This is a genomic window from Micromonospora sp. SD19, assembly GCF_054462275.1.
On record NZ_JBTLMN010000006.1, the window covers coordinates 170171 to 187603 of the forward strand.

15 protein-coding genes are annotated in these 17433 nt (G+C 72.7%); 3 read left to right on the forward strand and 12 right to left on the reverse strand.

Features of this window, described 5'->3' with window-relative positions; genetic code table 11:
* Positions 1 to 103: 103 nt before the first annotated feature.
* The 8 genes from ACX27O_RS20885 to pgsA all read right to left on the reverse strand — a co-directional run bounded on the left by ACX27O_RS20885 (position 104) and on the right by pgsA (position 7138).
* Complete coding sequence (locus ACX27O_RS20885; RefSeq protein WP_358126484.1) at positions 104 to 724, reverse strand: ribonuclease FAU-1 family protein; 621 nt, start codon at positions 722 to 724, stop codon at positions 104 to 106.
* Positions 725 to 839: 115 nt separating this feature from the next.
* Entirely contained in the window at positions 840 to 1592 is a 753-nt protein-coding gene (locus ACX27O_RS20890) for a YebC/PmpR family DNA-binding transcriptional regulator (RefSeq protein ID WP_030336891.1), read from the reverse strand.
* A gap of 400 nt (positions 1593 to 1992) precedes the next feature.
* Complete coding sequence (gene pdxT, locus ACX27O_RS20895) at positions 1993 to 2595, reverse strand: pyridoxal 5'-phosphate synthase glutaminase subunit PdxT (protein WP_030336889.1); 603 nt, start codon at positions 2593 to 2595, stop codon at positions 1993 to 1995.
* 103 nt (positions 2596 to 2698) lie between these two features.
* On the reverse strand, positions 2699 to 3616 hold the full coding sequence (pdxS, locus tag ACX27O_RS20900; RefSeq protein ID WP_030336887.1) for a pyridoxal 5'-phosphate synthase lyase subunit PdxS: 918 nt from the start codon (positions 3614 to 3616) through the stop codon (positions 2699 to 2701).
* Positions 3617 to 3766: 150 nt separating this feature from the next.
* Positions 3767 to 4270: a hypothetical protein gene (locus tag ACX27O_RS20905; RefSeq protein ID WP_210862599.1), complete on the reverse strand. Its 504-nt coding sequence runs from the start codon at positions 4268 to 4270 to the stop codon at positions 3767 to 3769.
* An 82-nt stretch (positions 4271 to 4352) separates the two neighbouring features.
* Positions 4353 to 5513: a glycosyltransferase family 4 protein gene (locus tag ACX27O_RS20910; protein WP_030336883.1), complete on the reverse strand. Its 1161-nt coding sequence runs from the start codon at positions 5511 to 5513 to the stop codon at positions 4353 to 4355.
* 16 nt (positions 5514 to 5529) lie between these two features.
* Entirely contained in the window at positions 5530 to 6462 is a 933-nt protein-coding gene (locus tag ACX27O_RS20915) for a phosphatidylinositol mannoside acyltransferase (RefSeq protein ID WP_210863359.1), read from the reverse strand.
* A 46-nt stretch (positions 6463 to 6508) separates the two neighbouring features.
* Positions 6509 to 7138, reverse strand: coding sequence for a phosphatidylinositol phosphate synthase (gene pgsA / locus ACX27O_RS20920; RefSeq protein ID WP_030336879.1), 630 nt, complete (start codon positions 7136 to 7138; stop codon positions 6509 to 6511).
* Between the two features lie 249 nt (positions 7139 to 7387).
* Here pgsA and ACX27O_RS20925 point away from each other — a divergent pair, with 249 nt between their 5' ends.
* Positions 7388 to 9544 carry an elongation factor G-like protein EF-G2 gene (locus tag ACX27O_RS20925; RefSeq protein WP_458939934.1) on the forward strand — a complete coding sequence of 719 codons (2157 nt, stop codon included), beginning with the start codon at positions 7388 to 7390 and terminating at the stop codon, positions 9542 to 9544.
* A gap of 219 nt (positions 9545 to 9763) precedes the next feature.
* On the opposite strand, the gene ACX27O_RS20930 is transcribed toward ACX27O_RS20925, so the two are convergent.
* Both ACX27O_RS20930 and ACX27O_RS20935 read right to left on the reverse strand, forming a co-directional pair.
* Positions 9764 to 10822 carry an aldo/keto reductase gene (locus ACX27O_RS20930; RefSeq protein WP_458939935.1) on the reverse strand — a complete coding sequence of 353 codons (1059 nt, stop codon included), beginning with the start codon at positions 10820 to 10822 and terminating at the stop codon, positions 9764 to 9766.
* A gap of 220 nt (positions 10823 to 11042) precedes the next feature.
* Positions 11043 to 11555, reverse strand: a complete 513-nt coding sequence (locus tag ACX27O_RS20935; protein ID WP_209444630.1) for an HIT family protein — start codon at positions 11553 to 11555, stop codon at positions 11043 to 11045.
* Positions 11556 to 11730: 175 nt separating this feature from the next.
* Between ACX27O_RS20935 and ACX27O_RS20940 the strand changes: the two genes are divergently transcribed.
* Positions 11731 to 12459 carry a D-Ala-D-Ala carboxypeptidase family metallohydrolase gene (locus tag ACX27O_RS20940; protein WP_030338212.1) on the forward strand — a complete coding sequence of 243 codons (729 nt, stop codon included), beginning with the start codon at positions 11731 to 11733 and terminating at the stop codon, positions 12457 to 12459.
* 304 nt (positions 12460 to 12763) lie between these two features.
* Here the strand turns inward: ACX27O_RS20940 and thrS are convergent, their stop codons facing one another.
* Complete coding sequence (thrS, locus tag ACX27O_RS20945; RefSeq protein WP_357638507.1) at positions 12764 to 14773, reverse strand: threonine--tRNA ligase; 2010 nt, start codon at positions 14771 to 14773, stop codon at positions 12764 to 12766.
* A gap of 188 nt (positions 14774 to 14961) precedes the next feature.
* Here thrS and ACX27O_RS20950 point away from each other — a divergent pair, with 188 nt between their 5' ends.
* On the forward strand, positions 14962 to 16179 hold the full coding sequence (locus tag ACX27O_RS20950; protein ID WP_458939936.1) for a DUF1775 domain-containing protein: 1218 nt from the start codon (positions 14962 to 14964) through the stop codon (positions 16177 to 16179).
* A 328-nt stretch (positions 16180 to 16507) separates the two neighbouring features.
* Here ACX27O_RS20950 and ACX27O_RS20955 read toward each other — a convergent pair whose 3' ends face one another.
* A complete protein-coding gene (locus ACX27O_RS20955; protein ID WP_210867082.1) occupies positions 16508 to 17428 on the reverse strand; it encodes an ADP-ribosylglycohydrolase family protein in 921 nt (306 codons plus the stop codon).
* Between the last annotated feature and the right edge of the window lie 5 nt (positions 17429 to 17433).

Below are 17433 nucleotides of genomic sequence, written 5' to 3' on the forward strand. Positions count from 1 at the left end.
CCGGTGCGGGCGTCGGTGTCCTGATCGGATGCCGGCGCCCGTCGCCGTGCGACACCGTTCCGCGCGATCGGACGCCGGCGACCTGACGGTCCCGGCGGGCCGCTCAGCGCGCGGGTGGCACCCGGTCCCAGCCGGCGGGCAGCCGCGGGGCCGACCAGGCGGGGTCGGGCTGCCACCTGGCCCATGCCGGGTCCCACCAGCGCTCACCCGCGTCGAGCAGGGCGGCGATCCGGTCACCCTCGGCCTGGATGGCGTCCCCCATTCCCGGGTAGCGCCCCTCGACGAGGCGCTGGGCGAACATCTCCACGTCCTTCCAGACGTACCGGTCGGCGTCCGCGGCCCACCACAGGTCCAACTCGTGGTCCAGGGTGTCCACCCCGATCGACGTACGCCGCACCGGGTCCTGAAGGTTGAAGTACCAGCCGGCGAAGTCGCGCCCCGGGCCCGACCAGAACACGTCGATCGAGTGCGCCTCACCGGGGCGTTGCAGCATCAGCTTGCCGTGCCCCGACCAGGAGTGGTGCCCGGCGGCCTCCCACGGGTGCCGCCCGCACGGGAACACCCCGTCGGCCGGGAAGCCGAACTCGGCCCCCGGCGGGAGATAGAGGACGAGCAGGTCGGCGGAGTCCTCGACGCAGATCGTCGGGCAGCCGAACCAGACCTCCCCGCGCAGCACCTCACGCCGGATGACCGTGTCGCCGGCCGCGAACCGCTGCACCACCACGGCACCTCCTCACCGCCCACCAACCCCACCGCGATCGTGCACTCTCGACCAGCGATCTGTCCTGTCCGGCCCGGTCGGGGCAGACAGTGCCCGATCGCGGCGGGCGGAGGCGGGCTCAGGCGTCGACCGCCGCCATCACGTCGTCACTGACGTCGAAGTTGGCGTAGACGTTCTGGACGTCGTCGCAGTCCTCCAGCACGTCGATCAGCTTGAAGATCTTGCGCGCGCCCTCTTCGTCAAGTGGCACGTTGACGCTGGGGATCAGGGAGGACTCGGCCGACTCGTACTCGATGCCGGCATCCTGCAGGGCCGTCCGCACCGGGATCAGGTCGGTCGGCTCGGAGACCACCTCGTACGCCTCGCCGATGTCGTTGACCTCTTCGGCACCGGCGTCCAGGACGGCGAGCATCACGTCGTCCTCGGTGGTGCCCTCCTTGGGGACGATCACCACGCCCTTCCGGGAGAACATGTACGACACCGAACCGGCGTCGGCGAGCGAGCCGCCGTTGCGGGTCAGCGCGGTCCGTACCTCGGTGGCCGCCCGGTTGCGGTTGTCGGTGAGGCACTCGATGAGCATGGCCACGCCGTTCGGGCCGTACCCCTCATACATGATCGTCTGCCAGTCGGCGCCGCCGGCCTCCAGGCCGGAGCCGCGCTTGACGGCGCGATCGATGTTGTCGTTCGGCACCGAACTCTTCTTCGCCTTCTGGATGGCGTCGAAGAGCGTCGGGTTACCCGAGGGGTCACCGCCGCCGGTGCGCGCGGCCACCTCGACGTTCTTGATCAGCTTGGCGAACATCTTGCCGCGCTTGGCGTCGATGACGGCCTTCTTGTGCTTGGTCGTCGCCCACTTTGAGTGGCCGGACATCTTCTACCTCCGTCTGTCATTGCACGCCTGCGTCGACTGCCGCACCGATTCCGCGCCGCATCCGGCGATCCGGCGGCCGATCGGCCCCGCGGGAAGTGCCCGCGCCGGGCGACGGCCCTGCCGAACCGCGGCAATCTTACCGAGGCCACACCCCGCCATGTCACACCCGGGACTGCCCGGGGCACCGGGTGCGCCTCCAGCGGGGATGACGACCGGTGCAGACCCCACGCCAAGATCTTGCTCGAACCAGGAAGTAGTGGCCTCCCCGGCACGCCGACACCACTACATCCATGTTCAAGCACGATCTTGGGATGGGTGCCGGGCGCGTCGGGCGAGGATCCGCTCGGGTTCCGGGAAAGGGCGGGGAAGGGCCGCCGCCCCGGCCGCGCGGGTCGGCCGCTCAGGCGGTGCGCGCCAGCTCCACGAAGTACGCGTGCACGCGCGGGTCACCCGTCAGCTCGGGGTGGAACGAGGTGGCCAGCAGGTTGCCCTGCCGGACCGCCACGATCCGCTCGGCGGCCGGGCCACCGGTCACCGTGCCGATCACCTCGACGCCCGCGCCGACCCGTTCGACCCACGGCGCGCGAATGAACACCGCGTGGAATCCCCCGCCCGGCACGCCGGTGATCTCCACGGGCGCCTCGAACGAGTCGACCTGCCGGCCGAACGCGTTGCGCCGTACCGTCATGTCGATGCCGGCGAAACCGCGCTGGTCGGCGCGGCCGTCCAGCACCTCGGTGGCCAGCATGATCATGCCGGCGCACGAGCCGTAGACGGGCATGCCGTCGGCGATCCGCTTGTCGATCGGCTCGCGCAGCTCGAAGATGTCGACGAGCTTGCTGATGGTGGTGGACTCCCCGCCGGGGATGACCAGGCCGTCGACCGCGTCCAACTCGCCCGGACGGCGGACCGGGCGGGCGTCCGCGCCCGCCCCGGTCAGCGCCGCCAGATGCTCCCGGACGTCCCCCTGAAGGGCGAGGACACCGATGGTGGGCCGGCTCATCGGCACCGTTCCTTCCGTGGCTGTCGGGAGCGCGGGAGCGCGCTCACCAACCCGTCCTTCCCTCGCGACTGCGGGGCTCGCAAGAACGGCTCACTCCTCGCGCTCACCAACCGCGCTCGGCCAGGCGGTGCGGCTGCGGGATCTCGTCGACGTTGATGCCGACCATCGCCTCGCCGAGTCCCCGGGAGACCTTGGCCAGCACGTCCGGGTCGTCGTGGAAGGTGGTCGCCTTGACGATCGCGGCGGCCCGCTGGGCCGGGTTGCCGGCCTTGAAGATGCCGGAGCCGACGAAGACACCCTCCGCGCCGAGCTGCATCATCATCGCCGCGTCGGCCGGAGTGGCGATCCCGCCCGCGGTGAACAGCACCACCGGCAGCTTGCCGCTCTCGGCGACCTCCTTGACCAGCTCGTACGGGGCCTGCAGCTCCTTGGCCGCGACGTACAGCTCGTCGGCCGGCAGCGAGGAGAGCCGGCGGATCTCCTGGCGGATCTTCCGCATGTGGGTGGTGGCGTTGGAGACGTCACCGGTGCCCGCCTCGCCCTTGGAACGGATCATGGCCGCACCCTCGGTGATCCGGCGCAGCGCCTCGCCCAGGTTCGTCGCGCCACAGACGAAGGGCACCGTGAACGCCCACTTGTCGATGTGGTTCGCGTAGTCGGCCGGGGTCAGCACCTCGGACTCGTCGACGTAGTCCACACCCAGCGACTGGAGGATCTGCGCCTCCACGAAGTGACCGATGCGGGCCTTGGCCATCACCGGGATGGAGACCGCCTCGATGATCCCGTCGATCATGTCGGGGTCGCTCATCCGGGACACCCCGCCCTGCGCGCGGATGTCGGCGGGCACCCGCTCCAGGGCCATCACCGCCACGGCACCGGCGTCCTCAGCGATCTTGGCCTGCTCGGCGTTGACGACATCCATGATCACGCCGCCCTTGAGCATCTCGGCCATGCCGCGCTTCACGCGGGCGGTGCCGACGACGGGGGCGGAACCGGTGTTCGAGGCGGTGTTTTCGGGCACGGGTCATCGCTCCTTGGACCTGCGGTGGGGGTGGCAGCGAAAATGCTACGCGCCGTGCAACGCCGTACCGACAGCCAATCAGACCCCCGGTGGCCTGCACTGTGGCAGTGGTCACCGGGCCGTCGGGGAGCGGCCGGCGCCCGCCGGGGATCAGGCGGCGGGGACGTCCGCCGGGACGACGAGGGTCGGGTCGTCGATGTCGAAGTAGCGCGGCCACTCCCGGCCCCGTCCCATCCGCAACAGGCGCACCAGCGGCCTGCTGCGCGCCGAGCGGGCGTCCCGGACCAGGTCGGTGTGCACCTGCCGGGACAACGCGAGCCGACGACTGGCGGCGATGACCGCCGCGCAGTCCGGGTCGGCCGCGTCCAACTGGACACCGCGCAGCTGGCGAGTGAGGTCGTTCTCCGCCGCCTCCCGCTCGTCCGGGCTGGCGTCCAGGGCGATCCGGGCCGCCGCGTACAGCTCGACCCCGAAACGCCGCTCAGCCAGGACCGCGGCCGCCGCCGCGCGGCGCAGCAGGTGGGCGTCGAGGGCCCGGGCCGCCAGCTCCGCGCGGCCCTGCAGCCGCTCGACCCGGCCGGCGGTCCAGATGAGGTACGCCGCGACCAGCCCCACGACCACGCTTCCGGCCACCACCCACCACATGTGCGGCATCGTAGTGCTGCTCCGTTTCGTCCGATTGGGCGCGGCCGGACCGGTCCCACCGGTCACCACCGCACCATCCGTCACACCCGGCTCAGCCCAGCCCCACCCACTCCTGGTCGATGACCCGCCCGTCGGTTGCCTCGATCGCCGCTGCGTATACCTCCACAACGCGCCGAGCAACCACCGGCCAGTCGAAATTCGCCACCACCTGATCGCCGCAGGCACTCAGCGTGGCCCGCCCGGCCGGGTCGTCCAGCAGCTCACTCAGCACGTCACGCAGCCCCACCGGGTCGCCCGTGGGGAAGAGGCGACCGGCCCGCCCACCGTCGAGGACCCGCCGGAACGCGTCCAGGTCACTGGCGACCACAGTCGTACCCGCCGCGAGGGCCTCGGTGAGGATCATGCCGAACGACTCGCCGCCGGTGTTCGGTGCGACGTAGAGATGCGCGCTGCGCAGCATCCGCGCCTTGTCCGCTTCGCTGACCAGGCCGAGGAACGTGATCCGCTCGTGCAGCTCGGCGGGGAACTGGTCGTACAGGTCGTCGGGGTCACCGGGACCGGCGACGAGCAACCGCAGGCCGGGCCGGGTGGCGGCCAACGCCACGAACGCGTCGCGCAGCACCGGGAAGCCCTTGCGAGCCTCGGTGAACCGGCCCAGGAAGCCGAGCGTGCCCCCGGTGCCGGCCGCGCACTCCCCCGGCCAGCCCGGCAACGGCTCGGCGTCGGCGAACTTGGCCACCGCCACCCCGTTGGGAATCTCCACCGCGCCGCCGTCCATGTGCTCGACCTGCACCTTGCGGGCCAACGCGCTCACCGCGATCCGGGCCGTGATCCGCTCCAACACGATCTGGAGCACGCCCTGCGCGGCGGCGAGCACCCGGGAACGGGTCATCGCGGTGTGGAACGTGGCCACCACCGGGCCACGGGCGGAGAGCACGGCCAGCAGCGACAGGCTCAGCGTGAGCGGCTCGTGCACGTGCAGCACGTCGAAGTCACCGTTGGTGATCCACCGCCGCACCCGGGCGGTCGACACCGGGCCGAACGCGATCCGGGCCACCGAACCGTTGTACGGCAGCGGAACGGCCCGCCCGGCGGACACCACGTACTCCGGCAGCGGCGAATCGTCGTCAGCCGGCGCGAGCACGCTGACCTCGTGGCCCAGCGCGATCAGCGCCTCGGCGAGGTCCATGACATGGTTCTGCACCCCACCGGGCACGTCGAAGGAGTACGGGCACACGATGCCGATCCGCATGTGTCAGCCCACCTCCTCAGGCCTGGCCGGAGGCCGACGAGGGCAGCGCCGCGCCCTCCCCCGACCTTCCCTGGTCCAGCCACATCCGCTGCAACATGTGCCAGTCTTCCGGATGCCGGGCGATACCCGCCGCCAGACGGTCAGCGATCAACTGGGTCAGCGACCGGACCCGCTGGTCCAGGGGACCCACCTCGGGCCCGGGCACCGGCAGCGGGCCATCCAGCGACGCACACGCGGCGTCCGGCTCGTACCACATCGAGGCCACGTAGAGCGGCGCGCCGGTGTGCAGCGCGAGCAGCGCCGGCCCGGCGGGCATCCGGGTCTTCCCGCCGAAGAAGTCCACCTCCACCCCCCGGGCGGAGAGGTCCCGGTCGGCCAGCAACGGCACCACCGCACCGGCGCGGAGCCGGTCCAGCAGCACGTCGAAGGCCGGGCGCGGCCCACCGTGGGTCGGCAGGATCTCCATCCCGAGGACCTTTCGGAAGGCCAGGAAACGCTTGTACACGCCCTCCGGCTTGAGCCGCTCCATCACCGTGGTGAGCGGCCAACCGGTGGCCGCCACCCAGGCACCGGCGGCATCCCAGTTGCCGGCGTGCGGCAGCGCCACCACCGCGCCCCGGCCGGCCGCCACGTCGGCGGCGAGCAGCTCCGCGCCGTCCAGCCGGAAGGTGGACAGGATCTGCGACCGACTCAGGCTGGGCAGCCGGAACGCTTCCATCCAGTACCTGGCGTACGAGCGCAGCCCGCGCTTGACGAGATCGTCCAGCTCGGCGTCGGGCAGCTCCGGGCCGACCACCCGGCGCAGGTTCGCGCGCAGTCGGGCCGTACCCCCGCCGCCGGTGCGATGGGCGCGGTCCGCGCCCGCCTGGAACGCCGCCGCCACCAACGGCCGGGGTAGCGCGCGGATCACCCGCCAACCGGCGATGTAGCCCAGCTCGGTGAGGTTCACGCGACTCGGCCGCCGGTCTTCCGACGGCGGGTCGCCGGCAGGCCACTCACGCCTGACCGTCCGGCTGGAGCTGCTGGGCCTGGCGGTAGACGTGCGTCATCCGCTGGCCCACCGTGAAGATCGACACGGCGGCGAGCAGCCAGAGCGCGATCTCCAGCGCCGGCTTCACGTTCAGGCCGGTGAGGATCCCGCCGACGCCGACGATCAGCAGCCGCTCGGTGCGTTCGGCGATGCCCACGTTGCAGGTCATGCCCAGCCCCTCGGCGCGGGCCTTCACGTAGGAGACCAGGCTGCCGGCGGCCAGGCAGACCAACGCGGCGGCCACCCCGGAGTAGTTGCCCTGCGTGGCCAGCCAGTACGCGACAGCGCCGAAGACGGCGCTGTCGGCGACCCGGTCCATGCTTGAGTCGAGGAACGCGCCGAACCGGGTGGAGCCACCGCTCATCCGGGCCATCGTCCCGTCAAGCAGGTCGGTGAGCGCGAACAGGGTGACGATCAACGCGCCCGCGACCAGATGGCCGCGAGCACCGAAGCCGAGCGCGCCGACGAGCACACCAACGGTGCCCGCGACGGTGACGGCATTGGGGGTGACGCCCGCGCGCAGCAGGGCGCGGGCAATCGGCTCGACGACGCGGGTCATCCCCGCGCGGGCCGACACTTGGAAGATCTTCGCCATGGCGGTCCCCACGATAACGGTCCGCCCAGCTCTGCCGATACGGACGGTACCGCCGACCCGCCCGGGGGAGGCTTGTGCCTGTCCGGCAACGGGTGTGAGATCGAGCCGGGAGGTGAGCCAGCTCACCCGTCCGCCCGTTGAGTTCCCGCTGTGCAGCAGACCACCGGAGGATATCGCCGCGCACTCGCCCCGGGCCGCTTCCCGTCGCGCGGCGGTCGCCACCACCACCGGCTGAGGGAGGTGCGCCCCATGGCGCAGAAGAGTCACGACAAGGGTTCCACGGGCGGCACGCCGGTGGTGACCGAGCCCGAGCGGGTTCGCAACGTGGTGCTCGTCGGCCACTCCGGGGCGGGCAAGACCACCCTGGTCGAGGCGCTGCTCGCGGCGACCGGCACGATCGGTCGCGCCGGCACCGTGGTCGACGGCACCACGGTCGGCGACCACGACCCCGCCGCCGTACGCCAGCAGCGCTCGGTCAGCCTGTCCTGCGCGCCGCTGCTGCACAACGGCATCAAGGTCAACCTGCTGGACACGCCCGGGTACGCCGACTTCGTCGGTGAGCTGCGCGCCGGGCTGCGGGCCGCCGACGCCGCGCTGTTCGTGGTCTCCGCCGCGGGCGGCATGGACGCGGCCACCGTCGCCCTGTGGGAGGAGTGCGCCGCCGTCGACATGCCCCGGGCTGTCGCGGTGGCCCGACTGGACCAGCCCCGCGCCGACGTCGACGAGACGGTGGCGCTCTGCCAGCGCCTCTTCGGCGACAACGTGATGCCGCTCTACCTGCCGATGCTCGGCGACGACGGGGTGTCCACCGAAGGTCTGCTCGGCCTGATCACCCGCCGGGTCTTCGACTACAGCGCCGGGCTGCCCGCCGACGTCCGCGACCCGGACCCGGAGCACCAGCGGGCCATCGACGAGTCCCGCGACGAGCTGATCGAGGGGATCATCGCCGAGAGCGAGGACGAGACCCTGATGGACCGCTACCTCGACGGCGAGGAGATCAGCGACGAGGTGCTCATCGACGACCTGGAGAAGGCCGTCGCCCGGGGCCACTTCTACCCGGTGGTGCCGGTCTGCGCCCAGACCGGCGTCGGGCTGGACGTGCTGCTGGAGGTGCTGACCGCCGCGTTCCCCTCCCCGCTGGAGCACGAGCTGCCGGCGGTGACCGGCGTGGACGGCTCACCGCGTCCGCCGCTGAGCTGCGATCCGGCCGGGCCGCTCGTCGCCGAGGTCGTCAAGACCACCGTCGACCGCCACGTCGGTCGGGTCTCGCTGGTCCGGGTCTTCTCCGGCACGCTGCGCCCCGACCAGACGGTGCACGTCTCCGGGCACGGCCTGGCCGAACGCGGACACCCCGACCACGACGCCGACGAGCGGGTCGGGCACATCTACACCCCGCTGGGCGCCACCCTGCGGGAGGTGTCGCTCTGCGTGGCCGGTGACATCTGCGCGATCACCAAGTCGGGTAGCGCCGAGACCGGCGACACCATCTCCACCAGGGACGAGCCGCTGCTGATCGCCCCCTGGGAGATGCCGGAGCCGCTGCTGCCGGTGGCGATCGTCGCCCGCAGCCGCGCCGACGAGGACGCCCTGGCACGCAACCTCGCCCGCCTGGTCGCCGGCGACCCCACCCTGCGGCTGGAGCGCAACCCGGAGACCCACCAGCTGGTGCTCTGGTGCATGGGCGAGGCGCACGCGGACGTGGTGCTCGACCGGCTGCGTGCCGGCGGCGTCGAGCTGGACACCGAGCCGGTCAGGGTGTCGCTGCGCGAGACGCTGACAGTGCCCGCGAAGGGGCACGGCCGCCACGTCAAGCAGTCCGGCGGCCACGGCCAGTACGCGGTCTGCGACATCGAGGTCGAGCCGCTGCCGCGCGGCAGCGGCTTCGAGTTTGTCGACCGGGTCGTCGGCGGCGCGGTGCCGCACAACTACATCCCGTCGGTGGAGAAGGGCGTCCGTGCCCAGCTGGAGCGCGGGCTGGTCGCCGGCCACCCGGTGGTGGACCTGCGGGTGACACTGGTCGACGGCAAGGCACACAGCGTCGACTCCTCCGACGCGGCCTTCCAGACCGCCGGCGCGCTGGCGCTGCGCGACGCCGCCGAGCGTGGTCAGCCGGCCCTGCTGGAGCCGATCGACGAGGTGAGCATCCGGGTTCCGGACGGCTCGGTGGGCACGGTGCTGGGCGACCTGTCCGGCCGGCGCGGCCGGGTGCTCGGCACCGAACCGGACCCGGACGCCGAGGGCCGCACCCTCGTCCGCGCCGAGGTGCCGGCCACCGAACTGCTCCGCTACGCCGTCGAGCTGCGCTCCATGACGGCCGGCACCGGCACCTTCCGCCGGCACTTCGTCCGCCACGACCCCATGCCCACCCACCTGGCCGACCAGGCCCGCAAGGAACAACCCGCGTAACCCGACCCTGCCCCGCCCCGCCCCGCCCTGCCCTGCCCCGGCCCCGGCCCCGCCCTGCCCTGCCCTGCCCTGCCCTGCCCTGCCCTGCCCTGCGGCGATCTTGCGCTTTCTGTCGTCCTTATGTCGCTGTCGCGGCATATGTCACCGCAGAAAGTGCAAGATCGACGGGGTCAGGGCCAGGACCAGGGCGGGGTGGGGTGAGGGTGGGGGTGGGTGGGGTTAGGGGTGGACTGTGGGGTAGGCCGGGCGGGGCCAGTGGGGGCGGTCGGCGTCGCGTAGGGCGGCCGTGCGCAGGGCCGCCAACTGGCGCTCCACCTCGGCGAACTGGTCGCCCGGCAGCGGGCCCCGGTGCAGGGCGGCGGCGTTCTCCTCGACCTGGGCGACAGTACGGCAGCCCGGGATCGGGATGGTGCGACCGCTGCGCGCCCAGATCCACCCCAGCGCACCCTGGGCGAGGGTGCGCCCGTCAGCGGTGAGCGCGGCGCGGACCGCGCCGACCCGGCGCAGCCACTCGGGCGCCGGCCGGCCACCCCGGAACCACCCCAACCAGCCCGGCGCCAACCCTCGCACGTCGTCGCGGGGCAGCGTCGACGAAGCCGTGTACTTGCCGGTGAGCAGCCCCATCCCGAGCGGCCCCTGGTTGATGCTGGCCAGGTCGTACTTGTCGCACACGGCCAGCAACTCGGGGGCGTCACGCAGCACCGACAGGGCGTGCTGCACAGCGGTGGCACCGGCGGCGGCCTGCCCGAACGCGGCGGCCCGGTCGGGGCGGTCGGTGCTCCACCCGTACGCCCTGATCAGGCCATCGGCCACCAGGTCCTCGCAGGTCCCGATCAGCGCCTGCGCCCTCGGCACCGACAGGTCGGCCAGGTGCAGCTGATACAGGTCGATCCGGTCGGTGCCCAACCGGCGCAGCGAGGCGGTCACCGCGCTACGTAGGTACGCGGGCGACGCGTCCTCACCGGTGGCCTGCCGACTCGCCTCGTCGAACGTGTAACCCCACTTGGTGGCGATCACGGCCTCGTCGCGGCGGCCGGCGAGTGCCCGGCCGAGCACCCGTTCGCCGTGCCCGGCCCCGTACGCGTCGGCGGTGTCGAACAGGGTGACGCCGAGGTCGAGTGCCCGACGGACGGCCCGCACCGACTCGTCGTCGTCGACCGCGCCCCAGCCCAGCGGCTGACTGCCCTCCGCCCAGGGTCCGCCGATCGCCCAGCACCCCATGCCGAGGGCGCTGACCTCGATGCCGCTGCGCCCCAACATCCGTGTCGTGACTGCCATCGGCCGATCGTGCCACCTTCGCCGGGTCGGGGCGTAGCAGATCCGGCGGGCGGACACGCGGGCGCACGGAGACGGTCACCGTACGGCATGATCGCCCGCACGCGACGGGCTGGCCGGAGCCGACCTCGCTGCTGCGCGCCGACCAGTTGGGCCGACGCGGACGCCACCGAGCCAGCCCGACGCGGACGCCACCGAGCCAGCCCGACGCGGCCGGCGACGGTCAGGACGGCCAGGCGCGGGCGAGCAGGTCGCGGGTGTCGCCGAGCAGCTGCGGCAGCACCTTGGTGCGGCCGATCACCGGCATGAAGTTCGCGTCGCCACCCCAGCGCGGCACCACGTGCTGGTGCAGGTGCGCGGCGATGCCGGCGCCGGCCACCCCGCCCTGGTTCATACCCAGGTTGAAGCCGTGGGCGTTGCTGACCTTGCGGATCACCCGCATGGCGGTCTGGGTGTACGAGGCCAGCTCGGCGGTCTCCGGCACGTCCAGGTCGGTGTAGTCGGCGACGTGCCGGTAGGGGCAGACCAGCAGGTGGCCCGGGTTGTACGGGTAGAGGTTGAGCACCACGAACACGTGCTCGCCACGGGCCACCACCAGGCTCTGCTCCGGGGGGAGTTGCGGCCCTCGGCAGAACGGACAGCCGGTGGGCTTCTCGTAGCCCTCGGCCGGGCGGTCCTCGCCGGAGATGTAGGTCATCCGGTGCGGCGTCCAGAGCCGTTCCAGGCCGTCCGCCATGCCGTCGGTGTCCGTGTGCCGCTCCGCCCCTGTCACGAGCCGATCCTACGGAGCCCGGTGGACACGCCGCGACACCGCCGTCGGGAAACCGGGCATTGCAAGTTCTTGACGGATCAACGGCAAGGCATGAAACTTCCATGCACTCAGATACTTCCATGCATTGATGGAGGGCTTCATGTTCCGACGGCTCGGCAGGTTCCTCGCGGCACTTGCGCTGACCGCCACCACCACAGTGGTCGGCGTCACCCTCACCGCCGGCGCGGCCCAGGCGGACGGCTGCTACACCTGGGGCCGCACCCTGGCCCAGGGTGCGTCCGGCGAGGACGTCCGGCAGCTCCAGATCCGGGTCGCCGGCTACCCCGGCTACGGCGCGGTGCTCACCCTGGACGGCGCGTACGGCCCAGCCACCCGATCGGCGGTGATCCGCTTCCAGCAGGCGTACGGGCTGCCCGCCGACGGGATCGCCGGCCCACAGACCTTCAACCGGCTCTACGCCCTCCAGGACGACGACTGCACCCCGGCCAACTTCAGCTACGCCGAGCTGAACAAGTGCAACAGCGACTGGTCCGGCGGTGCGGTGTCGGCGAGCACCGCCCGGTTCAACGCGCTCGTGTCGATGTGGAAACTCCAGGCCATGCGGCACGCACTCGGCGACGTGTCCATCGCGATCAGCAGCAGCTTCCGCAGCTACGCCTGCAACAGCGCGGTCGGTGGCGCGTCGAACAGCCGACACCTGTACGGCGACGGGGTGGACCTGGTCGGGTCCCCGTCGTTCTGCCGACTGGCCCAGCAGGCCCGCTACCACGGCTTCGGGCAGATCCTCGGCCCCGGCTACCCGGACCACAACGACCACACCCACGTGGCGGCGGTCGGCGGCTGGTCAGCGCCGAACTGCGGCATCTGACACCCGAAACCGCCCCCGGCCTCGCACGCCGGCCCCCGGCCTCCGGCCTCCGACCCATGATCGGCGGCCCCCGGCCTCCGGGCCCATGATCGCCGGCCCCGGCCGCCATCCCATGATCGCGCTCGAACAGTGAAGTAGTGGCCTCCCGCACCGGGGAGGCCACTACTTCCTGGATCGAGCACGATCATGCGACGAGCCAGCACCACAAGCGCGGCGAGCCAGCACCCGCGAGCGGGCACCACGAGCGCGGCGAGCGGGCAGGCGCGGCGCACACCGGCGGCACACCGGCCGCGCGGCGGTTGCGCTACTCCGCGGCGGCGGAGGGGCCGATGTTGGTCCGCGAGCTGACCACGTCCAGCACGTGGGTCACCGCCTCGGCGATCGGCACCCCGTTGCGCTGCGAGCCGTCGCGGTAGCGGAAGGAGACCGTGCCGGCGGCCACGTCGTCGTCGCCAGCGATCACCATGAACGGGACCTTCTGCTGCTGGGCCGTCCGGATCTTCTTCTGCATCCGGTCGTCACCCGCGTCCACCTGGGCCCGGATGCCCTCCGCGCGCAGCGCGGCGACGAAGCCGTGCAGGTAGTCCGTGTGGTCCTCGCGGATCGGGATGCCCACCACCTGCACCGGCGCCAGCCAGGCCGGGAAGGCACCCGCGTAGTGCTCGGTGAGCACCCCGAAGAACCGCTCGATCGACCCGAACAGCGCCCGGTGGATCATCACGGGCCGCTGCCGGCTGCCGTCGGCGGCCTGGTACTCCAGCCCGAACCGCTCCGGCTGGTTGAAGTCGACCTGGATGGTGGACATCTGCCAGGTCCGGCCGATCGCGTCGCGGGCCTGCACGGAGATCTTCGGGCCGTAGAACGCCGCGCCGCCCGGGTCGGGCACCAGTTCCAGGCCGGAGGTCGCGGCGGCGGTCCGCAGCGCCTCGGTCGCCTCCGCCCAGTCCTCGTCCGCGCCGATGAACTTCGGCGAGTCGTCGCGGGTCGACAACTCCAGGTAGAAGTCGTCGAGGCCGTAGTCGCGCAGCAGGTCGAGCACGAAGCTGAGCAGCGTGGACAGCTCGCCGGCCATCTGCTCGCGGGTGCAGTAGATGTGCGAGTCGTCCTGGGTCAGGCCCCGGACCCGGGTCAGGCCGTGCACCACGCCGGACTTCTCGTACCGGTAGACGGTGCCGAACTCGAACATCCGCAGCGGCAGCTCCCGGTACGACCGCCCGCGCGACCTGAAGATCAGGTTGTGCATCGGGCAGTTCATCGCCTTGAGGTAGTAGTCCGCGCCTTCGAGCTGCATGGGCGGGAACATGGTGTCCGCGTAGTACGGCAGGTGACCGGAGGTCTGGAACAGCTGCGCCTTGGTGATGTGCGGGGTGTTGACGAACTCGTACCCGGCGGCCTCGTGCCGCTGCCGGGAGTAGTTCTCCATCTCCCGGCGGATGATGCCGCCCTTGGGGTGGAAGACCGCCAGGCCGGAACCGATCTCGTCGGGGAAGCTGAACAGGTCGAGGTCCGCGCCGAGCTTGCGGTGGTCGCGCCGGGCGGCCTCCTCCAACAGCTTCAGGTACGCCTTGAGCTCGTCGCGGGTCGGCCACGCGGTGCCGTACACCCGCTGCAGTTGGGGGTTTTTCTCCGACCCCCGCCAGTACGCGGCGGCGGAGCGCATCAGCTTGAACGCGCCGATCAGCCGGGTGGTCGGCAGGTGCGGGCCACGACACAGGTCCGACCAGCAGACCTTGTCCTCCTTGGCGTCGAGGTTGTCGTAGATGGTCAGCTCGCCGCCGCCCACCTCCATCACCTCGTCGGTGTCGAGGCCCTCGCCCTTGACCTCGATCAACTCCAGCTTGAACGGCTCGTCGGCCAACTCGGAGCGGGCCTCGTCCAGGCTGCCGAAGCGGCGGCGACGGAACCGCTGCCCGGACTTGATGATCTCCTGCATGCGCTTCTCGAGCTTGCTGAGGTCATCGGGCTGGAACGGCTTGTCGACGTCGAAGTCGTAGTAGAAGCCGTTCTCGATGGGCGGGCCGATGCCCAGCTTTGCCTCGGGGAAGACGTCCTGCACGGCCTGGGCGAGCACGTGCGCGGTGGAGTGGCGCAGCACGTTGAGCCCGTCCGGCGAGTCCAGGCTGACCGGCTCGACGACGGTCTCCTCGGCCGGCGACCAGTCCAGGTCGCGCAACTGGCCCTGCGGGTCGCGGACCACGACGATCGCCTTGGGGCCGTTCGCGGGCAGTCCGGCCGCGGCCACCGCGTCGGCCGCCGTGGTCCCGGCGGCGACGACGACGGGGTCGGCCACGGCGGGGGTACGGGGTGCGGACACGGTGACTCCTCCAAGCGGTACGAAACGGTGCCGATCCTCGGCTCCTGCCGATGCTATCGGTCGCCGTGTCCCCGACCGGGAACGGCACCTTCCTTACCGCCGCCGTTGAACCTTTCGCGCCTCGCAGCCGAACTAGAAGGTGTGGCCGGAACCGGTGCCGGCCGCGTCGACACGGATGGGGGCACGAGATGGGGAGCACGCACGGCGACGGCCGTCGGCGGCGGATCGTGGCGGCGACCGCGGTGACCGCCGCCGGGCTGCTGCTCTGGCCTGGCACGGCGTACGCGGCGGACGTGACGATCACCCCGACCGAGGCCCGGCAGGGCGACGCGGTACGGCTGGAGTTCACCGTCCCGGCGGAGCGGGCCGGCACCACCACCAAGCAGATCGAGGTCCGACTGCCGGCCGACGCGCCGGTCGCCGAGGTCTACCCCATGTCGGTGGACGGCTGGGCGCCCCGGATCAGCTCCCGCACCCTGGACAAGCCGCTGGCCGGCATCCACTCCTCCGGGGTGAGCACTGTGACGACGGCGGTGACCTGGGTCCGGGTCGGTGCGGGCGACGCCGGCCCGGCCCGGTTGGCGCTCTCCATGGGGCCGATGCCGCAGGCCGAGCGGCTCACCTTCGAGGTCGTCCAGACGTACGCCGACGGGACCGTGGTCCGGTGGGCGGACGCCGCAGGCGCGCAGCGGGCCCCGGCGCTCACCCTGCTCCCGGCGGCCCCGGGCGCCGCCGGACCGGCCGCGCACGGTGGCGGTCACGGCGCGCCGCCGGCCGGCGCGCCAGCCGCTGAGGGCAGCGGTGCCGACGGCGAACCGGGCGGCGACGGCGACCCGGCCACCCGCGCGGGTGGCGCCGGCGAGGAGTCCGGCAACGCCGACGGGATGCTGGCCGCCGGCCTGCTGGCCGGGTTGGGCGGCGGCGCGGCTATCGGCTGGCTGGTCAGCCGGTGGCGCCGACGCGGCCCGGACGAGACCACCGCGCTCGCCGAGGTGACCGGCGACCCGGACCAGGGCACGAAGCGCGACGAGGCCGCGACCCTGGCCGAGATAACCGGCCGCGCGGAGCCCACCGCGACACGTGGCAGCGCCGAACCCACCGCGACACGTGGCAGCGCCGAACCCACCGCGACGCGCGGCAGCGCCGAACCCACCGCGACACGTGGCAGCGCCGAACCCACCGCGACGCGCGGCAGCGCCGAACCCACCGCGACACGTGGCAGCGCCGAACCCACCGCGACGCGCGGCAGCGCCGAACCCACCGCGACACGTGGCAGCGCGAGCGACGCCACGACGCCCGCCGAGACAATCGGTAACGCAGCCGAGCCCGCAGAGCCCGCCGACCCGACGCGGACCAACCCGCAGCCCGCCGACCCCCAGCCCGCCGTTTCCGCGGCATCGCGGTGATCCACTCGGGTTCCCGGAAACCGCGGCGTCCCGACCGCCCGGACAGTCCGATTTGGCGGTGATCCACTCGGCTTTCCGAAAACCGCGGCAACCGGGCCACGCGGACACCCCGATATACAGGAAGCCGAGTTGATCTTGCGCAGGGCGGCCCGCGCGGGCACGCAGCCCCGGTGAGCAGGGGGAACCGCCTCGTCAGGGCAGCCCCGGGGGGCGGGCAGCCCGCGTCGTCAGAGCGGCCCGCGCGGGCAAGGCAGCCCCGGTGCGCAGGGCGGCCCGCGTCGTCAGAGCAGCTGCGCAGGGCGGCCCGCGCGGGCAAGGCGGCCTCGGCTCAGGGGAGCCAGGTGGGTAGTGGCTCGCGGGCGGCCAGCCACGACTCGGGCACCCCGCCCGGGGTGCCGACGCCGGTGTACGCCGCCACCACCGATCCCGCGATGGCGGCCGTGGTGTCCATGTCCCCACCGGCCCGGATGCACGTCTCGATGGCCGCCGGATAGTCGTCGAGGTGGGTGGCGGCCACCCAGAGGGTGAACCCGACGGTGTCCTGGGCGGTCACCCGGGAGCCGTTGCCGAGCGCCGCCACCACCCGGGACAGCGGCCGTCCGAGCAGCTCGGCCGCCCGGTGTACGCCCCGATGCACGGCGGTGCCCGGGTCGAGCGCGGCACCGATCCCGGCGAGCAGCCGCTCCGGGGCCGGCCGGTGCCCGTCGAGGCGGGCCCGGGCGGCCAGCGCGGCGGCCACGGCGACGGCGACCGCGCCGGCGATCCCCTCCGGGTGGGCGTGCGTCACCTCCGCACCGGCGCGGGCCTGCGCCGCGGCGCGGGCGGTCGAATCGGCGAAGTACGCGCCGAGCGGGCCGACCCGCATCGCCGCACCGTTGCCGCAGGAGCCCTGCCCGTCGAAGGCCGAGGCGGCGGCGAGCGGCCACGGGGTGCCGGTGCGGATCAGCTCCAGGATCAGCATCGCGCCAGCACCGTAGCCTCGGCGCGGGGTGCACCGTTCGGCGAAGGAGAGCGCCAGCCGGTCCCGGTCGATGCCGCCGGAGTCGGCCAACTGGGCGAGGACCGAGCAGGCCATCTCGGTGTCGTCGGTCCATTCCCAGGGCGCCGGCGGCAGGGCGGCGGCGGCGACATCCACCGGCGCCGACCCCGGCAGGAAGTACTGCGCGCCGAGGGCGTCGCCGGTGGAGAGACCGGCGAGGCTGTCCCGGGCGAGGGCCAGGCGGGCATCGGCGAACAGGGTGAACGACATCGTCG